This window comes from Streptomyces sp. NPDC012825 (assembly GCF_042900925.1).
In the GTDB taxonomy this organism is placed as follows: Bacteria; Actinomycetota; Actinomycetes; order Streptomycetales; family Streptomycetaceae; genus Streptomyces.
The window spans coordinates 245,529-263,370 of sequence record NZ_JBIBBZ010000004.1 but is presented as its reverse complement, the minus strand read 5'-3'; the positions used below and the strand labels follow the sequence as shown (position 1 = coordinate 263,370).

The 17,842-nt window shown below is 71.6% G+C and carries 17 protein-coding genes; 7 read left to right on the top strand and 10 right to left on the bottom strand.

Features of this window, described 5'->3' with window-relative positions:
* Positions 1-60: 60 nt before the first annotated feature.
* The gene (locus ACFY7E_RS12780) at positions 61-1,548 is read right to left on the bottom strand and encodes a long-chain fatty acid--CoA ligase (RefSeq protein ID WP_389483880.1); all 1,488 of its coding nucleotides are present in this window, start codon (positions 1,546-1,548) and stop codon (positions 61-63) included.
* Between the two features lie 147 nt (positions 1,549-1,695).
* On the opposite strand from ACFY7E_RS12780, the gene ACFY7E_RS12775 reads away from it, so the two are divergent.
* Complete coding sequence (locus tag ACFY7E_RS12775) at positions 1,696-2,883, top strand: PucR family transcriptional regulator (RefSeq protein WP_389484226.1); 1,188 nt, start codon at positions 1,696-1,698, stop codon at positions 2,881-2,883.
* 111 nt (positions 2,884-2,994) lie between these two features.
* Here ACFY7E_RS12775 and ACFY7E_RS12770 read toward each other — a convergent pair whose 3' ends face one another.
* Positions 2,995-5,214: an MMPL family transporter gene (locus ACFY7E_RS12770; RefSeq protein ID WP_389483878.1), complete on the bottom strand. Its 2,220-nt coding sequence runs from the start codon at positions 5,212-5,214 to the stop codon at positions 2,995-2,997.
* 154 nt (positions 5,215-5,368) lie between these two features.
* Between ACFY7E_RS12770 and ACFY7E_RS12765 the strand changes: the two genes are divergently transcribed.
* Entirely contained in the window at positions 5,369-5,938 is a 570-nt protein-coding gene (locus ACFY7E_RS12765) for a TetR/AcrR family transcriptional regulator (RefSeq protein WP_389483876.1), read from the top strand.
* Positions 5,939-5,979: 41 nt separating this feature from the next.
* On the opposite strand, the gene ACFY7E_RS12760 is transcribed toward ACFY7E_RS12765, so the two are convergent.
* On the bottom strand, positions 5,980-6,222 hold the full coding sequence (locus ACFY7E_RS12760; protein ID WP_389483873.1) for a hypothetical protein: 243 nt from the start codon (positions 6,220-6,222) through the stop codon (positions 5,980-5,982).
* A gap of 38 nt (positions 6,223-6,260) precedes the next feature.
* Positions 6,261-6,887, bottom strand: coding sequence for a TetR/AcrR family transcriptional regulator (locus ACFY7E_RS12755; RefSeq protein WP_389483870.1), 627 nt, complete (start codon positions 6,885-6,887; stop codon positions 6,261-6,263).
* Positions 6,888-7,098: 211 nt separating this feature from the next.
* Here ACFY7E_RS12755 and ACFY7E_RS12750 point away from each other — a divergent pair, with 211 nt between their 5' ends.
* The 5 genes from ACFY7E_RS12750 to ACFY7E_RS12730 all read left to right on the top strand — a co-directional run bounded on the left by ACFY7E_RS12750 (position 7,099) and on the right by ACFY7E_RS12730 (position 13,353).
* Positions 7,099-8,772 carry a class I adenylate-forming enzyme family protein gene (locus ACFY7E_RS12750; RefSeq protein ID WP_389483867.1) on the top strand — a complete coding sequence of 558 codons (1,674 nt, stop codon included), beginning with the start codon at positions 7,099-7,101 and terminating at the stop codon, positions 8,770-8,772.
* Between the two features lie 4 nt (positions 8,773-8,776).
* Positions 8,777-9,559, top strand: a complete 783-nt coding sequence (locus ACFY7E_RS12745) for an SDR family oxidoreductase (RefSeq protein WP_389483864.1) — start codon at positions 8,777-8,779, stop codon at positions 9,557-9,559.
* Positions 9,560-9,606: 47 nt separating this feature from the next.
* Complete coding sequence (locus ACFY7E_RS12740) at positions 9,607-10,845, top strand: acyl-CoA dehydrogenase family protein (protein ID WP_389483861.1); 1,239 nt, start codon at positions 9,607-9,609, stop codon at positions 10,843-10,845.
* A complete protein-coding gene (locus tag ACFY7E_RS12735; protein ID WP_389484224.1) occupies positions 10,845-11,945 on the top strand; it encodes a phosphotransferase family protein in 1,101 nt (366 codons plus the stop codon). The genes ACFY7E_RS12740 and ACFY7E_RS12735 overlap by 1 nt, the downstream gene beginning before the upstream one ends.
* An 82-nt stretch (positions 11,946-12,027) precedes the next feature.
* Positions 12,028-13,353, top strand: a complete 1,326-nt coding sequence (locus tag ACFY7E_RS12730) for an MFS transporter (RefSeq protein ID WP_389483858.1) — start codon at positions 12,028-12,030, stop codon at positions 13,351-13,353.
* Between the two features lie 6 nt (positions 13,354-13,359).
* Here the strand turns inward: ACFY7E_RS12730 and ACFY7E_RS12725 are convergent, their stop codons facing one another.
* The 6 genes from ACFY7E_RS12725 to ACFY7E_RS12700 all read right to left on the bottom strand — a co-directional run bounded on the left by ACFY7E_RS12725 (position 13,360) and on the right by ACFY7E_RS12700 (position 17,794).
* Positions 13,360-13,644, bottom strand: coding sequence for a DUF6510 family protein (locus ACFY7E_RS12725; RefSeq protein ID WP_389483856.1), 285 nt, complete (start codon positions 13,642-13,644; stop codon positions 13,360-13,362).
* A 31-nt stretch (positions 13,645-13,675) separates the two neighbouring features.
* Positions 13,676-14,386: a ferredoxin reductase gene (locus tag ACFY7E_RS12720; protein WP_389483853.1), complete on the bottom strand. Its 711-nt coding sequence runs from the start codon at positions 14,384-14,386 to the stop codon at positions 13,676-13,678.
* Positions 14,386-14,985, bottom strand: coding sequence for a sulfite oxidase-like oxidoreductase (locus tag ACFY7E_RS12715; RefSeq protein WP_389483851.1), 600 nt, complete (start codon positions 14,983-14,985; stop codon positions 14,386-14,388). The genes ACFY7E_RS12720 and ACFY7E_RS12715 overlap by 1 nt, the downstream gene beginning before the upstream one ends.
* Before the next feature lie 4 nt (positions 14,986-14,989).
* Positions 14,990-15,157: a hypothetical protein gene (locus tag ACFY7E_RS12710; protein WP_389483849.1), complete on the bottom strand. Its 168-nt coding sequence runs from the start codon at positions 15,155-15,157 to the stop codon at positions 14,990-14,992.
* A gap of 394 nt (positions 15,158-15,551) precedes the next feature.
* Positions 15,552-16,364, bottom strand: a complete 813-nt coding sequence (locus ACFY7E_RS12705; protein WP_389483847.1) for a saccharopine dehydrogenase NADP-binding domain-containing protein — start codon at positions 16,362-16,364, stop codon at positions 15,552-15,554.
* Positions 16,361-17,794 (bottom strand): aldehyde dehydrogenase family protein, encoded by a 1,434-nt coding sequence (locus tag ACFY7E_RS12700; protein ID WP_389483844.1) that lies wholly within the window; start codon positions 17,792-17,794, stop codon positions 16,361-16,363. Before ACFY7E_RS12700 ends, ACFY7E_RS12705 begins: the two co-directional genes overlap by 4 nt.
* Positions 17,795-17,842: the final 48 nt, after the last annotated feature.

Genomic DNA, 17,842 nt, shown 5'->3' with positions numbered 1-17,842 from the left:
CGGCGGATGCACGGGAGCGACCGCCCTCCCAGGACGGCGGTTTCGGACGGGGTGCGGTCGTCACTCCGCCGGCAGGACGATCTCCCTCTTGAGGATCTTGCCGCTGGGTCCCAGCGGCAGCCCGTCCACGAGCCGGACCGTGCGCGGGTACTTGTAGGCCGCCACCCGCTCCTTGACGTACTCCCGCAGCTCCTCGGGGGTGGCCCGCGCGCCGGGGCGGAGCACGACCGCGGCCGCGACCTCCTCGCCCAGTTCGGCATGCGGGACGCCCACCACCGCGGCCAGGGCGACGGCGGGGTGCTCGTGGAGGACCTCCTCGATCTCGCGCGGGTAGACGTTGTAGCCGCCGCGGATGATCATGTCCTTCTTGCGGTCCACGATGTACAGGTAGCCGTCCTCGTCCGCCCGGGCCAGGTCGCCGCTGCGCAGCCAGCCGTCGGGAACGGCGGCGGCCGTCTCCTCGGGACGGTTCCAGTAGCCCTTCATCACGTTGGGCCCCCGGACGGCCAGCTCGCCGATCTCGCCAGGGACCACGTCCTGTCCCTCGTCGTCCAGGAGCCGCACCTCCACGTCCCGGATGGGGGTGCCGATGGAGCCTGCCTTGCGCGGGCGGTCGGGGTGGTTGAAGGTGACGACCGGGCTGGTCTCGGACATGCCGAAGCCCTCCAGGACCGGACATCCGAAGCGCCGCTCGAAGCCGTGGAGGATCTCCACCGGCAGCGAGGCGCCGCCGGAGATGCACATCCGCAGCGTCGAGACGTCGGCCTCGGACGGGTGCTGGAGCAGCGCCGCGTACATGGTCGGGACGCCCTCGAAGACGGTGGCCCGCTCGCGGGCGACGGCGTCCAGGACGGCCCCCGGTTCGAACCGGGGGATCAGGACGAGGGAGGCGCCGCTGCGGACGGCCGCGCTCATGGTGCAGATCTGCCCGAAGATGTGGAACAGCGGCAGGCAGCCCACCACCACGTCCTCGGGCGTCATCCGCTGGACCTCGATGCTGTTGACCTCGGTGTTGTGCCGCAGTCCCGCATGGGTGAGGACGGCGCCCTTGGGGCGGCCGGTGGTGCCGGAGGTGTACAGCAGGACGGCCATGTCCTCGCCGTCCGTGTCGGCGACCTCGGGCAGCGGCTCGTGCCCGGCCAGCGCCGCGGCGAACGCGGCGGGTTCGACGGCGGTGTGCCGCACTCCCGCGACGGCGGCCCCTTTCGCGCCCTCGCCCGGCGCCCGGTGCCATTCGAAGAGGCGCACCGCGCCGGAATCGGCGAGGTGGAACTCGGTCTCCCTGGTCTTCAGGAGCGGGTTCATCGGGACGACGACCGCTCCGGCGCGCAGGACTCCGTAGTACAGGACGACGAACTCGGGGACGTTGGGCAGCATCAGGGCGACCCGGTCGCCCGGCCGTACGCCCTCGGACCTGAGCAGGGCGGCGGCGCGGGCGCTGTGCTCGTCCAGCTCCGCGTAGGTGATCACCCGCTCCCCCAGGCGCAGCGCGGGGTGTCCGGGCTGCCGCCGCGCCGTCTCCTCGAGGAACTTCGCCAGATTGGCCATGACCCGCCTCCGTTACACGGAACCATCGAAATGTTTACGTCGCAGACATCTTGCAGCCCGTAATGAGGTCCGCCCTATGGCCGGTGGGACAGGGGTCAGGTGCGCGAATTGTTCCTAGGAACAAATTCGGTTGATTATGCTGGGGTGATGAATCTTTCGGGTGTGGTGACGGCGCTTTACGCGAGGCTCCCCGAACTGGCCGAGAAGACGGCTCTGCGCATCCGTTCGGAGGTCGACGCCTACCGGGACGAGACGCTGATCGCTCTGGATTCTCTGCGGGACTCCTGCTCCGCCAACGCCGATCTCCTCCTGAAGCACCTCGGTCACGAAGGTGATCCCGAGGCGGGGGCGGCGCGTGAGACCGGGCGGGCCCGGGCGGAGCAGGGCGTCCCCCTGGCCGACACGTTGCGGGCCTACCGCATCGGATCGGAGCTGCTGTGGACCGAGATCCTCGCGGAGGCGCGCACCCGCCCCGAGGTCTCGGACGATCTGCTGGTGTCGGAGTCCGCGCGTTTCTGGGCGCTGTTCGGCCTGTACGTGGAAGCGGTGGCGGTGACCTACCGGGAGACCGCCGCCGAGCTGACCTCGCGGGGTCAGGCCAGGCGGTCCGCCCTGGTGGAGGCGCTGTTCACCGGCGTCATCGCCGACGGCACGCTGTGGGAGGCCGCCCGGGAGCTGGGCCTGCCGGAGCAGGGGCCGTTCGCGGTCGCCGTCGCGCAGGCCGCCGCGCCGGGCGAGGAGCCGCTCGCGGGTGTGGAGGCGGCACTGCGGAGGGCGGACGCCCCTTCCGCCTGGAGGTTGCTGCCGGATCAGCAGCTCGCTTTGATCGCGTTGCCTTCGGAGGAGTCGGAGAACGCCTGCCTGCGCATCCTGCGACGGAGCCGTGCCCGCGTGGGGTTCAGCCCGTTTTTCGACTCGCTGCGGGACGCTCCGCAGGCTCTGCGCTTCGCTCGCCTGGCCCTGTCCGGACTGCCGGGCACCGTATCCGGGGTGGCGCGGTTCGACGACAACCCTCTGGCGATGCTCGTCGCCGCGGCGCCGGGTGAGGCCGCCCATCTGGTGGAGGTGACTCTCCGGCCGGTGCTCGACCTGCCGACCGCGGAACGCTCTCGTCTCCTACGGACTCTGGAGCACTGGTTCGCCTCCGGAGGGTCGGCCGACTCGGCGGCCCGGAGTCTGTTCGTCCACCCCAATACCGTTCGTTACCGGCTTCGCCGCATCGAGGAGCTGACGGGCCGACTCCTTTCCGATCCGCGGGCGACGGCGGAAATCGGCGCCGCACTCCTGACCGTCGGCGGTCCTGGGGGCTTCGGCGGTCGTCTCCGTGGCTCGTGAAGCACGAGAACACCCTGCGCCTTCTCGTTCCGGAGAAGGCGCAGGGTGGGATCTGAGGCCGTCACGCCCCCCACGAGCGTGAAGCGGCCTGGGAGTTCGGGACGGTTCTCCTCAGACGCGGCCGGCCGTCTCTCGGCGCGGTGTCTTCTTCTCGACGTACGGGGCCGTGGCCGGAGCCGCGGCGGGCAGGCGCGCGCCTTCGATGTCGACGTCCGGGAGCAGCCGGTCGAGCCAACGGGGCATGCTCCAGGCACGTCGTCCGAGCAGGGCCATGGCGGCGGGCACGAGCGTCATGCGGACGACGAAGGCGTCGATGAACACGCCGAAGGCGAGCGAGAAGCCGATGGCCTTGACGATGGGGTCCTCGTTGAAGACGAAGCCTCCGAAGACGGCGACCATGATCAGTGCCGCGGCCACGATGACCCTCGCACTGCTGGAGACGCCCTGGGCGATGGCCTCGGCCGCGTTCTTGCTGTGCTCGTAGTGCTCACGTATCCGGCTGACGAGGAACACCTCGTAGTCCATGGCGAGACCGAAGAGCACACCGGTGAGCAGGATCGGGAGGAAGCTGGTGACCGGCCCGACGGCCGCCACGTCGAGCAGGCCGTTCAGGTGGCCCTCCTGGAACACCCAGACCGAGGCGCCCAGGCTCGCGCCGACCGAGAGGAGGAAGCCGAGCGCCGCCTTGAGCGGCACCAGGACCGAGCGGAAGGCGATGGCCAGCAGGACCAGCGCGAGGAGGACGATGACGCCGATGAACAAGGGCAGCGCGTCGCCGAGCTTGGCGGCGACGTCGATGGCCATGGCCGTCTGCCCGGTGATGTAGAGGGTCCCGCCCGCGGCGGTGACCTCGGACGCCTTGTCGCGCATGCGGTGGACCAGGTCGGTGGTGGCTTCCGCGTCAGGGCTCGACTTCGGCATCACGGCCATGACCACGACGCCGCCGGAGGGGCCGGCCACCGGCGGCGAGACGGCGGCGACGTTCTTGTCGGCGGCCAGCGCGCCGCGCAGATGCGCCACGGCGCTCTGCCGCTGATCCCGCGGAATGCCTTCGGTGTCCACCACGGTGATGAGGGTGGCGTTGAAGCCGGGGCCGAAGCCCTCGGTGAGCAGGTCGTAGCTCTTGTGCTGGGTACTGGCCTCGGGCTGGGAGGCGTAGCTGGGCAGTCCGAGGCGCAGGTCCTTGGCCGGCAGGGCGAGGGCCAGCAGGCCCAGGACGCCGGCGACCAGGACGACGGCCGGCGTACGCGTGACGCCGCGGGCCCATGCCGGCCCCCAGGAACCGGGGGCCCGGTTCTCGCGCCCGCCCTTCCGTCGCGGTCGGCGCGGACGCATCCGCTCGCCGAACACGCCGAGTACGGCCGGGAGCAGGCTGACGGCGACCAGGACGGCGACGAGGACGGTCACGGCGCCGGCCAGGCCCATGATCGTGAGGAACGGTATGCCGGTGACGGCAAGGGCGGCGAGCGCGATGACGACCGTGGCTCCGGCGAAGACGACCGCACTGCCGGCCGTGGCGGTGGCGCGTGCGATCGACTCCTCCCAGTCGGTGTCGGGGTCGGCGAGCTGCTCGCGGTGCCGGGAGATGACGAACAGCGCGTAGTCGATGCCGACCGCCAGGCCGATCATCAGGGCCAGCACGGTCGCGGTGCCCGTCATCTCCACGAAGCGGGAGACGAACATGGTGCCGAGCACGCCGACGGCGACGCCCAGGAGCGCGGTCAGCAGGGGCAGTCCGGCCGCGACGACGGAGCCGAGCGCGACGGCGAGGACCACGAAGGCGACGACGACGCCGACCAGTTCGGCCGGACCCCCCGCCTCGGTCTGCGGGAGCATGGCGGAACCGCCCAGCTCCACCTGCATCCCGGCGTCACGAAGGGGCTCGACAACGATGGCGAGTTCCTCCTTGGCCTCCTCCGTCACTTCGGGGGCTTCGTCCCTGAACCGCACGTCGGCGTAGGCGATGGTCCGGTCGGACGACACCGCACCGGCCTCGATCGGCCGGGAGACATCGATGACGCCCTCCACGGTCGCCGCCTCGCGCAGGACGCCGTCGAGCGCCTTCCGTTGCGCCGGGTCCGTGACGGTCTTCCCCTCGGGGGCGGCGACCACGATGCGCACGACGCCACCGGCGGCGGGAGGGAACCTCTCCTTGAGGAGGTCCTGCGCCTCCTGCGCCTCGACGCCGGGAATGGTGAACTGCGTGGACGTCTTTCCGTGCAGGGTCGCCCCCAGGCCGCCGACGACGGCGAGCAGGAGTATCCAGGTCGCGATCACCCAGCGGCGGTGGCGAACCATCCAGCGCGCCCAGGCGTACAGGCGTGAGGCCATCGAAGCATTCCTAACCGGTCGAGACCCTGAGCAAGGGGAAATCAGGAGGCAGAAGCGTGGTGGAGGGGTCAGGGCAGGCGCTTCCACCACTTGGTGCACAGTAATGCATTTTTGCATTGGACTGTAAATTAGCTACCGATGGTAAGATTCCCGCATGACGGGTGACAGCCTCAGGGAACGCAGCAAGGCACGGCGCAGGGAAGCGATCCTCACGGCGGCGTACGAGTTGTTCGCCGAGCGGGGCTTCGACGCCACGAGCATCGCCGACATCGCCGAGGCCGCCGAGGTCTCGCCGCGTACGGTCACGCTGTACTTCCCGACCAAGCTCGAACTGGCGATGGAGCACTTCAACGTGTTCGTCGAGCGGCTCGCCGCGGCCCTGCACGCCAGGCCCGCGGGACAGGGAATCCTCGACACCGTGGAGCAGTGGCTGCGCGAACAGGCGGGCTCCCGCGACAAGCTCGACGAGCTCTACGACCAGATGCTCCAGGCGAACCCCCAACTCAAGGGGCTTTGCAGGGGCCGTCTGACCGACGTCGTGCAGGACGGCGCCCGGCTCCTCGCCGAGGAACAGGGCTGGCGCCCGGACGCCTTCGCCCCGCGCGTCCTGGCGGCCACGGTGGCGAGCGTGATCAGTGAGCTGACGCACCAGTCCGAGCCGGGTGACCTGGAGACCGCGATGACCTTCATCCGCGCCGCGGCCGCCACCCTGCAGCCCGGCTGATCCGGCGCCCGGCCCGCTCCTTCCCCGGGACGCGCCGGTGTTCAGTCGGCCCAGGGGAGGCCCCGGACCGTACGCAGGATCCACGTCTCGCGGTCGCGGACCGCCTCGGCGGCGTCCACGAACGATCGGATGAACTCGACGTCGGTGGTGCCCCCGGTCAAACCGGCCGAGGGGTCGGTGAAGCCGTACTCGTGGAGTTCGACCCGGGCGTCGAAGCAGCGCCGGGTGAACCCGGCCAGGATGTGCGTGGTCGGTTCGAGCGCGGCACCGACGATGAAGCCCACCCTCAGGGTGGTCCGCTCCCCCTGCCCCGCCCGGTCCGTCAGAGCCGGGCGGCCGTCGGCGCGCCCACTGTCATGCGTGTCATCACGCGGTGGCGCTCGGCGAGTTCCTGCGGGGAGTGCTCGCCCCCGGCCCGGTACCACTGTGAGACGCCCGTGCACATGGTGACGATCGCCCTGGCGGTCTCGCGCGGGTACGGGGTCGTGAACTCCCCCCGCGTGACGCCGTCCTCGATGACGTGGTCCATCAGCCGCTGTTGGCGGTCGCGGGCGGCGATGTAGGTGGTGCGGGCCTCCCCGATGAGGCTGCGGATCTCGCTGTAGGCGATGAAGGCGAGGTCGCGCTGGTGGGCGTGGAAGAGCACCAGGCACTCCACGAGCAGGTCCAGCCTCCGCGGGACGTCGTCGCCGGCCTCCTCCAGGGCCGCGGTGCTGCGCCGCCACAGGTCCTCCATGGCGTGGGAGACGATCGCGACGAGCAGTGCCTGCTTCGAGGCGTAGTGGTAGTACAGCCCCGGTACGGAGAGTTCCGCGCGGGAGGCCACCGTCCTGATGGTGGTCCCGTGGTAGCCGTGCTCCATGAAGCAGGCGAGCGCGGTCCGGAGGATGGGCGGCAGTCCGCTGCCCGAGTAGGCCCTCCACGCCACCCCGGCATCGGTCTCGGTCACGGCACTCCCCTCGCCCGGATCTTGTCGCGTCGGCACGTCAGTATGCAGCGTCGCCCGGTCGGCGGCGACGGCAGACCCCTTGACACCGCGCTTCCGCCACCACAATCCTTCACCGAGCGAGCGCTCGGTAACCCCACTTTCGCACATCATGGACCGAGCGAGCGCTCGGTAATCATCGGCCCGCGCACGGCGCGGGCAGGAGGGACGAGAAATGACGGTTCCCGAAGATCCCACGGCGGGTTCCCCGCTCCCCGCCGGTGTCCCGGCGGAGACGGAGGTCGTCCACGACTCCCTCGTGGCCGCCTGGAGGGACCGCATGGCGAAGAATCCTGACGCCACGGCGCTGCGCTACTTCGACGGAGCCCTGTCCGTACGGGAGGTCGACTCCGCGTCGGACGCCCTGGCCGCCGCCTTCGAGGCGCGCGGGACCGGACGCGGTGACCGCGTCGGGGTCTACCTGCAGAACGTCCCGCAGTACGCACTGGTGATGCTGGCCCTGTGGAAGCTGGGCGCCACGGTGCTGGGGCTCAATCCGATGTACCGGCGGCAGGAGCTGCGCCGGATCGTCGACGACGCCGGGGCGGTGGGGATCGTCTGCGCGGACACCGACGTCGAGGAGACGCTCGGCACCCTGGCGGGGAGCACGGTCCGGTGGCTGGTCAGCACCTCGGCACTCGACTACCAGACCCGTGACGACGCCCGGGTCTTCACGACGACCGAACATCCCGCCCCCGCGCCGGACGGCGACCTCGTCACGCTGATCGGGAAATTCGCCGGCCGCCGGCCCTCCCCGGCGCGACCGACCCGTGACGACCTCGCGTTCCTGACGTACACCTCGGGCACGACGGGGCCGCCGAAGGGTGCCATGAACACCCACGGCAACGTCCTGAGCGTGGTGGCGACCTGCGCGTCGTGGACGGGCCTGAGCGACGGGGACGTCGTGTTCGCCATGGCCCCGCTGTTCCACATCACCGGCGCGGTGGCCAACGCGACGCTCTCCCTGCTCACCGACACCACGCTCGTCCTGACGGGCAGGTTCCACCCCGAGGTCGCCCTGGAGGCCTTCGCCGAGCACGGGGTGACCTTCACGATCGGCTCCATCACCGCGTACAGCGCGATCCACGAGCTGCCGCACGCCGGACCGGAGCACTTCGCGTCGGTGAAGGCCCTGTACTCCGGGGGCGCGCCGATCCCGCCGGCGACCGTCGAGCGGTTCCGGGAGCGGTTCGGCATCTACCTCCACAACGGCTACGGGATGACCGAGACGACGTCCGCCGTCATCGCCGTACCGCCGGGTGAGCGGGCACCGGTCCATCCGCCGAGCGGAACGCTGTCCGTCGGGATGCCGTTGCCGGGCCTCACGGCACGGGTGGTGGACCTCCACGGCCGACCGGTGCCGTCCGGGGAGCAGGGCGAGCTGGAGCTGAGCGGGCCGCAGGTGGTGCCCGGGTACTGGGAGAACCCCGAGGCCACCGAACGGACGATGCCCGGCGGCCGGCTCCGCACCGGCGACGTCGCCGTGATCGACGAGGAGGGCTGGGTCTACCTCGTGGACCGGCTCAAGGACCAGATCAACGTGTCCGGTTACAAGGTCTGGCCGCGTGAGGTCGAGGACGCGCTGTACGAGCACCCCTCGGTCCTGGAGGCCGCCGTCATCGGGGAACCGGACGAGTACCGCGGCGAGGTCGTCGTCGCCTACGTGTCCCTCAAGACGGGCGCGGACGCCACCCGGGACGAGCTGATCGCGTTCGCCCGCGACCGCCTGGCCGCCTACAAGTGCCCCCGACGGATCCACTTCGTCGCCGACCTGCCCAAGACCCAGAGCGGCAAGATCCGGCGCGCCGAACTCCGCGGCACCGGTACCGCCTCCCCTTCGAAGGGCTGACCCAGTGAGCAGCAACCACACCGCCCGGGGCCGTTTCCGGGGCCGTACCGCCGTCGTGACCGGCGCCAGCCGGGGCATCGGACTGGCCGTCGCCGAACTGCTCGTGTCCGAGGGAGCACGGATCTGTCTCACCGCGCGCAAGGCCGGTCCGCTAGAAGAGGCCGCGGCCGCGCTCCCTCCGGGCAGTGTCGTCACCGTCGCCGGCCGGGCGGACGACCCCGAGCACCGGCGCGAGGTCTTCGACACCGTCGCCCGCGAGTTCGGCGGGCTCGACGTCCTCGTGAACAACGCCGGCATCAACCCGGCCTACGGGCCCCTCACCGAACTGGACCTCGACGTCGCCCGCAAGGTGCTCGAAGTCAACGTCCTCGCCACCCTCGCCTGGGTCCAGGACGCGGCGGCCCACCCGGAGCTGGACTTCGCCGAACGCAGCGGGAGCGTCGTCAACCTCTCCTCCGTGACCGGGGAGACCCCGTCACCCGGCATCGGCCTCTACGGGGTGAGCAAGGCCGCGGTGTCCCATCTGACCAGGACGCTGGCCGTCGAGCTCGGTCCGGCGATCCGCGTCAACGCCGTGGCGCCGGCCGTGGTGAAGACGCGGTTCGCCGAGGCCCTCTACGAGGGCAAGGAGGACGAGGTCGCCGGGGGCTACCCCATGAAACGGCTCGGCCTCCCCGCCGACATCGCCTCCGCCGTGGCGTACCTGGCCTCGGACCAGGCCTCCTGGGTCACCGGCCACGTCCTCACCGTCGACGGCGGCCTGACGGCCGCCGGCGGCACCGCGTGAAAACCGCACCCGAGTCCGCACCCGAACCCGAACCCGAAAGGACCGTCATGCCCTTCAGTGATCTCCCTCCCGAGGTGGAGGAGCTGCGGCAGCGCACGCGCCGGTTCGTACGCGAGATCGTCGTCGACGAGGAGCCCGCGCCGGGCGGACGCCTCGACCGGGTCACGCGCGACCGCCTGCAGGCGGCGGCGAAGGAGGCCGGTGTCTTCGCGCCGCACGTGCCGAAGGAGTACGGCGGGCAGGGCCTGTCCCTACGCCACTGGTCGCCGGTCCTCCAGGAGGCCGGGTACTCGCCGATCGGCCCCTCCGCGCTCAACTGCATGGCCCCCGACGAGGGCAACATGCACATGCTCCACCTCATCGCGACCGAGGAGCAGAAGGAGCGGTACCTCGCGCCGCTGGCCGCGGGGGACGTCCGGTCCTGCTTCGGCATGACCGAGCCCCACCCGGGAGCGGGCTCCGACCCGGCCGCGCTGCGGACCCGGGCCGTGCGCGCCGGCGGCGGCTGGGTACTCGACGGCCACAAGCGCTTCACCAGCGGCGCCGTCGGTGCCGCGTTCTGCATCGTCATGGCGCGCACTCCGGCCGTCGACGGCTCCCCGGAGGGAGCCACCATGTTCCTGGTCGACATGGACAACCCCGGCATCCGGGTCGGCGAGCCGATCCACACCGTCGACCGCGCCATCGACGGCGGACACCCCCATCTGTACATCGAGGACTGTTTCGTCCCCGACGACGCGGTCCTCGGCGAGGTCGGACTCGGCTTCCGGTACGCGCAGGTACGGCTCGGCCCCGCGCGGCTCACGCACTGCATGCGGTGGCTGGGCCTTGCCCGGCGGGCTCACGACATCGCCCTCGACCGGGCCGGGACGAGGGAGCTGTTCGGCGGTCCGATCGACTCGCTCGGCCCGGCCCAGCACCTGATCGCCGAGTCCGTGATCGACATCGAGACCTCCGACGCGATCATCACGAAGACCGCCGCGCTGCTGCACGGCGACCCGAAGGTGGGCTCGGCGATGTCCTCGGTCGCGAAGGTGCACTGCTCGGAGGCGATCTTCCGGGTGATCGACCGCGCGATCCAGATCTGCGGCGGGGACGGGGTCTCCGACGGGCTCCCGCTGGCGCAGTATCTCAACGAGGTCCGCCCGTTCCGCATCTACGACGGTCCCAACGAGACCCACAGGTGGGCCATCGCCCGCCGGGCCTCGGCCGCCCGGAGCGCCGCGGTCCGGGCCGGCGAGTCGTACCAGGGTGACGCGGTCACGGGTCGGGACGGGGGCGCGTGATGCACACCGTCCCCGACGGGGTGGAGGTCGTCGGGAGCCGGGAAGCGGCCCGGCACCTCGAAAGCCCTCCCCTGCTGGTGGTCGACGCGGTCACCGGCTTCCTCGACGCGCACGGCGTCGGGCGCGGTCCGCTCGCGTGGCGGCGCATCGGCGACGGCCACTCCAACATCACCTATCTGATCGAGCGCGGCGGCGACCGCGTCGTCCTCCGGCGTGGTCCGCGGCCGCCGCTGCCGAAGTCGACGCACGACATGGTGCGCGAGGCCCGCATCCAGAAGGTCCTCCACGGGCACGGGACACCCGTCCCGGAGATCCTCGCCGTCTGCGAGGACGAAGCCCTCCTCGGCGTGCCGTTCTACCTCATGGGCCACCTCGACGGGACGGTCGTCACCGACGCGATCCCGGCCCACCTATCCCCTCTCGAGCAGCGGGGCGCGACCAGCGAGGCGATCGTCGACACCCTCGTCGCCCTGCACGGCATCGACGTGTCCGGAGGGGAGCTCGCCTCCCTGGGCTCGCCCGAGGGCTACCTCCGCCGCCAGGTCGACCGCTTCAGCGGGCTGTGGGAGGTCAACGCCTCGCGCACCCTGCCCGCGGTGGAACGCATCGCGGACTGGCTGGCCCGCAACCTGCCGACGAGCCAGGCGGCCTCGGTGGTGCACGGCGACTACCGCCCGGGAAACCTCATGTTCGCTTCCGAGGCGCCGGCCAGGATCCTCGGGATCCTGGACTGGGAGATGGCCACGCTCGGTGACCCGCTCGCGGACCTGGGGTATCTGACCGCCACCTGGTCCGAGGCGGGCACGCCCTCCACTCCCCTGGAGCTGACACCGGTGACCCGGGCGCCCGGCTACCTCACCCGGCGCCGGCTGGCGGACCGCTACCGGTCCGGCACCGGCCTCGACCTCACCGCGCTCCCCTGGTACCAGACCCTCGCGCTGTGGAAGGCGGCGATCTTCTGCGAGGCGATCTACACCCGCTGGCAGCGCGGCGAACGCCCGCACGACACGGACTTCGGCCCGTCGCTGGAAACGGGTGTCCCCCGGCTGCTGGCCACGGCGGCCCAGTACGCCGGTCTGATCTCGACTCCCCGCGCCTGACGCTCGACGGCGTTCCGGCACCACCCCACCCCTCGGTACCGGACGTCACTCCGCCCTGCCCGAGCACAGTGAAGGAGCAGCCATGAGCAACTCGAAGACGGACCCCGGGGCAGCGACCGGGGAAAGAGACCGCCCCGCGCCCACCCTGCGGTCGAGGCGCAGGTCCCTCTTCGCCAGCACGGTCGGCAACGTCCTGGAGTGGTACGAGTGGAGCGCCTACGCGGTGTTCGCACCCTTCATCGCCACCGTCATGTTCAACCCGTCCGACCGGGTGTCGGCGTTGCTGTCGACCCTGGCCGTCTTCGCGGTCGGCTTCCTGATGCGCCCGCTGGGCGGCATCGTCTTCGGGCGGATCGCCGATCGGCGGGGCCGCAAGTTCGTGCTGGTCACCACCATGCTGATGATGGCCGGGGGCAGCCTCGTCATCGGCCTCATGCCCGCCTACGCCTCGATCGGGGCCTGGGCCTCGCTGATCCTCCTGCTCGCCCGCATGGCGCAGGGGTTCGCCCACGGCGGCGAGTCCGCGACGGCCAACACCTACGTCGCGGAGATCGCGCCGAACGAGAGCCGTGGGCTGTGGGGAAGCATCGTGTTCGTCGCGATCTTCGGCGGTTCGGCCCTCGCGTACTCGGTGGGCGGGGCGGTGACGTCCGTGCTGTCCGACGGCGCCGTTGCCGAATGGGGCTGGCGCGTCCCCTTCGTCCTCGGCGCCCTCCTCGCCCTCGCGGCCCTGTGGCTGCGCCGCAGCATGGACGAGAGCGAGGTGTTCGCGGAGGGCAGGGCCGGGGACGAGGCGGGCACCGGAGTCCGGCCGCTGTCCCGGGGGCAAGTGGTCCGTGCCGTTCTGCTCGTCATCACGATGACCTCGGGGATCACCGCCGCCCACTACACCTGGACGTCGTACGTGTCCACGTACGCCATCACCCGGATGGGCATGGACGCCGGCGTGGCCTACTGGTGCTCCGTCGCGGCGCAGTGCATCGCCCTGGTCACCCTCCCGATGTGGGGACGCCTCTCCGACAGGGTCGGGCGTCGTCCGATGATGATCGCGTTCGCGGTGCTGATGATCGTCCTGCAGATCCCCCTGACCGAGCTGATCGGCTCGGAGGGCTGGACGCTCCTGGTGGCGTCCTCGGTCGCGCTCGCGGTCGTGGCCGTCCCCGGGGCACTCCTGTCGGCCACGATGGCGGAGAACTTCCCGACGCGGGTACGGACCCAGGGCATCGGGTTCGCGTACTCCGTCTCCGTCGCCGTCTTCGGGGGCACCGCGCCGTATCTGAACCAGCTCTTCGTCGAGTGGGGCGCGGCCAGGCTCTCCAGCTTCTACATCATGCTGCTGTGCTCCTTCACGGGTCTCGCGTGCTACCTCATGCGGGAGACCAGGGGGATCCACCTGAAGGACGCCTGACGCGGCTCACGGCGCGGCGGGGGGCAGGGTGAAGCGGAAGGCACCCGCTCCGCCGCCCAGTTGGAGCCAGAGGTACCCGGGCTGGGTGACGACGCGCAGGGCGACGGCGGCGCAGCCGGGGCAGCGGGCGGTCAGGCCGGGCTCGGGGCCGTAGACGTGCAGTTGGGCCACGGTGGCGGGCAGGCGGCAGGAGGGGCAGAGCCGCCACGCCGTGGTCGGGTCGACGGCGAAGACCTCCCCGAGCGGACCGGCCAGGGCATTGCCGTCGAGGTACAGGGGGTGCTCGTTCATGGAAGGCTCCTCACCGTGCGGCGCGGGGGTGTCAGCCGAAGCGTTCGGTACGGATGCGGTCGGGCGCGTGTCCGGCGGCCAGGAGCAGGGCGCCGGCGTGCTCGACGAACCCGGTGGGACCGCAGACGTAGCAGCGGGCGTCCGCCGGGGACGTCAGGACCGGCAGGTCGCGTTCCGTCATGCGCCCCGGGGGGCGTTCGGAGCCGTCCGGCGCGGTACGGGTGTAGAGGCGCCGTACGCCAACAGTGCCGCCGGCGCTTCCGGCGGCTTCGAGTTCCGCGGCGTACCAGACGTCGTCCGGGTCACGTACGGAGTAGAGGAGGGCACAGGAGTCGTCCGAATCCGACGCGAGCCGGGCCCGGAGCATCGCCATCAGCGGCACGATGCCGGAACCCCCGGCGACCAGGAGGAGCGGGCCGGGGTCCTCCGGCGTCCACACGAACCAACCGCCGAGGGGTCCTTCGACCTCCACTTCGGCGCCCACGGGGAGGTCGTCGGCGAGGTACGGGGAGACCTCGCCCCCGAACGCCGCCTGGATGCCCAGTTCGATCACGTCGGCGTCGGCGGGGGCGGCGAGCGAGTAACTCCGCACGGCCCGGTAGCCGTTGTCGGCGGTCAGCCGTACGTCGACGTGCTGGCCCGGCAGGTGTCCCGGCCATCGAGGGACCTCGAACTTCAGGGTGCGGCCGGTCGCGGTCTGCTTCGTCCGCTCCATGAGGCGGGCCCGTCGCCACCCGTGCATCAGTCACTCCAGTGGCGCTGCTCGCGCCAGGGGTCGCCGTAGTCGTGGTAGCCGGCGGACTCCCAGAATCCGGGTTCGTTCTCCGGTGTGAGAACGAGGCCCTTGACCCACTTGGCCGACTTCCAGAAGTACAGGTGGGGGATCACGAGCCGGGCCGGGCCGCCGTGGTCCGGGGAGAGCGCGTAGCCGTCGAAGGAGTGCGCCAGCCAGGCCTTGCCGTCGGTGACGTCCTCCAGCGGGAGGTTGGTGGTGTAGCCGTCGAAGGACTCGGCGACGACGAAGTCGGCGGTGGTCTCGACCTCGTCGAGGAAGGCGTCGAGGGGGACGCCGCGCCAACGGGTGTCGAACTTCGACCAGCGGGTCACGCAGTGGATGTCGACGGTGGGCTCCTCCTGCGGAAGCGCCATCATCTCCTCCCACGTCCACGTGTGGCTCTCCCCGGTCTCGCCGGTCACGGTGAACGACCACCGGTCGGTGGGGACGTGCGGGGTGGGGCCGGCCGACAGGACGGGGAACGACTCCGTCGGGTACTGCCCCGGCGGCAGCCGGGACACGAGGTCGTGGGCCTTGCCGTGGAACCCCGGTGACAGGTCGCCCATGGGTTCACTCCTCCCGCTCGAAGTCGGCTTTCGCCCGTTCCTCGTCGCGGTCGGCCTGGCCCGCGGCGTATAGTTCGCGCACGAACGTGCGGGCGTCCTCGGGAGGGATGCCGGTGCCGAACCGGAGCAGGCGGTCCGTCCAGAGGGCGAGAGGGTCGCCGGATTCGTTCATGGGGACCTCCCCGTGGGAGTGGAGGGGTGCGACTGCCTGCCGGTGACAGGCCCGACGGGGCGGTCGTCCCTGGGGCCGCTCCTCGTCCTCCCTCCCATGGTCCCCGCCCGTCGTGCGGGTGCAACCCGGCACCCGGAGGTCCTGCGGTACGTCCGGCGGTCGGACCGGGACCGGCGGTCAGGCCGGGGCGAGTCCGAGTTCGGCGCAACCGTGGCGGAGCACGTCGAGCCCGAAGGCGGTGACGGGGCCGACGCCGGGGGTCCCTCCAGGTGGACCTCCGCGAGCGGGGTCCGACCCCGGGCTCCCCCGGAGACGACGGCGACGACGTGGGAGGGGATCCGCGCGCGCAGGGCGGCGTCGGGACCGCCCGGCGGGCCCGCCAGCAGGGGGCGGGTCAGCACGTCGGTGATCCGGTCGCCCGCCGGGAGGCGTGCGGCGGCGTTGCGAGGGCCGAGTACAAGGAGAGGAGACGGCTGAGTTCGGGGAACCAGCCGTTGTAGACCGTGACGGCGTCGAGGGACGGGAACTCTCGGGCAGGAAGAGGACTTCGGTGCCGGAGACGAGGAACGCGGACCTGCGGCGGCCCCCGCACGGTGAAGCGGTGGACGCGGGAGGCGGTGCGTTCGTCGACGAGCCGGTGCCGGTACCAGCGCGCCGAGGGCAGGATCAGGCCGTCGCGCATGGTGGTGCGCGTGCCCTGACTGATGCCGCGTCGGATGGGACCGTCGGCGAAGTAGCCGATGTCGACGGCCCGCGCGGCCGGTCCCGCCTTCCGGAGGGCGAGGGCGGCGGTGAGGAAGCCCGGCACGTAGTCGTATCCGAAGGCGGGCAGCATCACCGCGCCGGTCTCGCGGGCGCGGTGATGGTGCCGGGCGTGCAGGGTGCGGACGAATCCGACTTCGCCGCTGGAGTCGAGGTAGTGGGCTCCCTCGTCGGCGGCGGCCTGCGCGACGGGGAGGCCGAAGCGTTCGAAGGGGCCGACGGTGGTGATCAGCACGTCGCCGCGGCGCAGGTGCTTCCTCAGGTCGTCGGGGGTGGCGGCGTCGACGACCAGGTGGTCGAGGCCGCCGGAGCGTTCGGCGAGGGCCGCCAGTGCGGCGGGGTCGCGGCCGGCCACCGTCGGCCTGACGCCCCTGCGGAGCAGGGCGTCGAGGACGAGGTCCCCGGTGTAGCCGGTGGCGCCGAGCAGGATGATGCGGCCGGTCATCGCTTCCTTCCCAGGAGCGGATGGGTCCGGGACACGGTCTTGGCGATGAGCGCGAAGGACCGGGAGGTGTGGGGCGCGTAGACGAGGCGGAGGGTGTCGGGCCACGTGGGCTTGGAGAGGACCGGCTTGTGGTGGCTGAAGGTGTCGAAGGACGTCCTGCCGTGGTAGGCGCCCGTGCCGGATTCGCCGACGCCGCCGAACGGCAGGTTGGGCACGCCGAGGTGGATCATCGGGGCGTTGCGGACGAGCCCTCCGGACGAGGTCTCCTCCAGGAGGGTCCGCCAGGCCTTCTTGTCGCGGGTGAACGCGTACAGGGAGAGGGGCTTGTCCCGGGCGTTGATGAAGTCGACGGCCTCGTGGACGTCCCGTACGGTCAGGACGGGGAGGATCGGGCCGAAGATCTCCTCCGACATGGCGGGGGCACCGGGCGGCACGTCGGTCAGGACGGTGGGGGCGATGTAGCGTTCCCCGGCGTCGTGGTCGCCTCCGGTGAGGAGGTCGCCCTCCGCCATGAGGCCGGTCAGGCGCCGGAAGTGCCGGTCGTTGACGATGCGCCCGTAGTCGGAGCTGGTACGGGGGTCGTGTCCGAACATCTGCCGGACGGCGCCCGGCAGCGCGGCCAGCAGCGGGTCGCGGGCGGCGCGGGTGACGAGGACGTAGTCGGGAGCGACGCAGGTCTGCCCCGCGTTGGTGAACTTGCCCCAGGCGAGTCGACGCGCGGTGACGGCCATGTCGGCGGTCTCGTCGACGAAGACGGGTGACTTGCCGCCGAGTTCGAGGGTGACGGGGGTCAGGTTCTTCGCCGCCGCGGCGGCCACGACGCGGCCGACGGTGCCGTTGCCCGTGTAGAAGATGTGGTCGAAGCGCTGTGCGAGCAGCAGGGTCGTCTCCTCGACCGCTCCTCCGACGACGGCGACGGCTTCCAGGCAGCGGGGCAGGAGGTCGGCGAGCAGGGCGCTGGTGGCGGGGGCCAGTTCACTGGGTTTGACGACGGCCGCGTTGCCGGCGGCCAGCACGCCGACCAGCGGGTTCAGCGTGAGCGTCAGCGGATAGTTCCAGGGCGCGACGATCAGGCAGACGCCGAGGGGTTCGGGGTGGACGCGGGCCGTCGCCGGTTTGATGTTCATCGGTACGGCGACCCGTCGGGGCCGCATCCAGCGGTCGAGGTGGCGCAGGGCGTGCTCGATCTCGGCCAGGACGCCGCCGATCTCGGTGAGGTGCGACTCGGTGCGGCCCTTGCGCAGGTCGTCGTAGAGGGCCTCCTCGATGGCCGGGGTGTGGTCCTTGAGGAGGCGCCGCAGGGCGTGGAGCTGGCGTCGGCGCCAGGCCGCCGGCCGGGTGACGCCGGCGTCGAAGGCGGCCCGGAGCCGTACGACGGTCTCCGGTATGTCCTGGTCCCGCTGGGCCGTGAACACGGTGGTGCCGGTCATGGGCGCGAGCCTTCCGGGCGGTGGGGCGGGGTGGTGTGCGTATGGGGC

Bases quoted from the DNA above. Each gene is read 5' to 3' on its own strand.
- ACFY7E_RS12780 (WP_389483880.1), bottom strand. From the start codon at position 1,548: ATGGCCAATCTGGCGAAGTTCCTCGAGGAGACGGCGCGGCGGCAGCCC.
- ACFY7E_RS12775 (WP_389484226.1), top strand. From the start codon at position 1,696: ATGAATCTTTCGGGTGTGGTGACGGCGCTTTACGCGAGGCTCCCCGAA.
- ACFY7E_RS12770 (WP_389483878.1), bottom strand. From the start codon at position 5,214: ATGGCCTCACGCCTGTACGCCTGGGCGCGCTGGATGGTTCGCCACCGC.
- ACFY7E_RS12765 (WP_389483876.1), top strand. From the start codon at position 5,369: ATGACGGGTGACAGCCTCAGGGAACGCAGCAAGGCACGGCGCAGGGAA.
- ACFY7E_RS12750 (WP_389483867.1), top strand. From the start codon at position 7,099: ATGACGGTTCCCGAAGATCCCACGGCGGGTTCCCCGCTCCCCGCCGGT.
- ACFY7E_RS12740 (WP_389483861.1), top strand. From the start codon at position 9,607: ATGCCCTTCAGTGATCTCCCTCCCGAGGTGGAGGAGCTGCGGCAGCGC.
- ACFY7E_RS12735 (WP_389484224.1), top strand. From the start codon at position 10,845: ATGCACACCGTCCCCGACGGGGTGGAGGTCGTCGGGAGCCGGGAAGCG.
- ACFY7E_RS12730 (WP_389483858.1), top strand. From the start codon at position 12,028: ATGAGCAACTCGAAGACGGACCCCGGGGCAGCGACCGGGGAAAGAGAC.
- ACFY7E_RS12725 (WP_389483856.1), bottom strand. From the start codon at position 13,644: ATGAACGAGCACCCCCTGTACCTCGACGGCAATGCCCTGGCCGGTCCG.
- ACFY7E_RS12720 (WP_389483853.1), bottom strand. From the start codon at position 14,386: ATGCACGGGTGGCGACGGGCCCGCCTCATGGAGCGGACGAAGCAGACC.
- ACFY7E_RS12715 (WP_389483851.1), bottom strand. From the start codon at position 14,985: ATGGGCGACCTGTCACCGGGGTTCCACGGCAAGGCCCACGACCTCGTG.
- ACFY7E_RS12710 (WP_389483849.1), bottom strand. From the start codon at position 15,157: ATGAACGAATCCGGCGACCCTCTCGCCCTCTGGACGGACCGCCTGCTC.
- ACFY7E_RS12705 (WP_389483847.1), bottom strand. From the start codon at position 16,364: ATGACCGGCCGCATCATCCTGCTCGGCGCCACCGGCTACACCGGGGAC.
- ACFY7E_RS12700 (WP_389483844.1), bottom strand. From the start codon at position 17,794: ATGACCGGCACCACCGTGTTCACGGCCCAGCGGGACCAGGACATACCG.